Origin of the sequence: Colwellia sp. BRX10-1, from assembly GCF_014077545.1 — a bacterium.
In the GTDB taxonomy this organism is placed as follows: Bacteria; Pseudomonadota; Gammaproteobacteria; order Enterobacterales; family Alteromonadaceae; genus Colwellia_A.
The window spans coordinates 1-897 of record NZ_JACGWC010000080.1 but is presented as its reverse complement, the minus strand read 5'-3'; the positions used below and the strand labels follow the sequence as shown (position 1 = coordinate 897).

Below are 897 nucleotides of genomic sequence, written 5' to 3'. Positions count from 1 at the left end.
TCAATTAGAAACATCATTTCAGGTCCCGCAAATGCTGCGAAAGCAATAAATAAACCAATTAATAATTTTTGAATTAAACTTAAATCATTCCAAGTACGCATACATATCCTTGTGCATATAACGCCACGTTAAGCGGCAAAAAATTGTTGGCTAAAATTGTGAACGGAGTGAAACAGCCAACTGTTTTTTGTCCGTTTGAACGTCTTGTTAGCTTTCAGATACCACAACACGATCCACGTTTGTTCCATCTGGTAGATTAGAAACCTGATCTGCAATTTGACCTGTAAGTGAAAAGTGAACACTAATATCAGTTGCTTCTATATTTTCTAATTTAAAACTACCACCAAGAAGGTAAGGTTTAGTTAAGCTATAAATTTGGCCTGCTTCTAAGCTTTTACCTGATTGGATAAGATCTCCAACCATTTGAACCATAAAATAATCTACAACAAATTCTTTATTGTTTAACAGCTCAACAAACTCATCATATGAATCTGCGATGTCTTCTAATTCCGCTCCAGCAGTCCCCAACCAGCAAATACTATCATCAATCAAATTCTGGATGAAAGCATCACCAGATGCAGTAATCAAAATTGGTAAATATTGCTCTTTTAACATCCATTCCCATTCAGATAGAATTGTTGTTCGCTCTAGCTGGTCAAATTTTACCGTTAAATCATTAAGAGTCATCATATTTCCGAGTGAAAGCTAACGCCACATTAAGCGGCAAAAAATTGTTGGCTACAATGTTGAACGAAGTGAAAACAGCCAACTGTTTTTTGTCCGTTTGAATGCCTTATAGTTCGACCAAGCCACCTAATTTACTAAAGTAACTTACTATTAGATTAGGTGGAACATGCTTCTGTTGGTTACGAATATTGAATGGCAAACATCCAATGT

1 protein-coding gene is annotated in these 897 nt (G+C 35.7%); it reads right to left on the bottom strand.

The genetic code is table 11. The features are described from left to right. Positions 1-207: 207 nt before the first annotated feature. Positions 208-690, bottom strand: coding sequence for a T6SS immunity protein Tdi1 domain-containing protein (locus H4J75_RS19620; protein ID WP_220465375.1), 483 nt, complete (start codon positions 688-690; stop codon positions 208-210). Between the last annotated feature and the right edge of the window lie 207 nt (positions 691-897).

Excerpts from the sequence above, each read along its gene's own strand:
- H4J75_RS19620 (WP_220465375.1), bottom strand. The coding sequence starts at position 690 with ATGATGACTCTTAATGATTTAACGGTAAAATTTGACCAGCTAGAGCGA.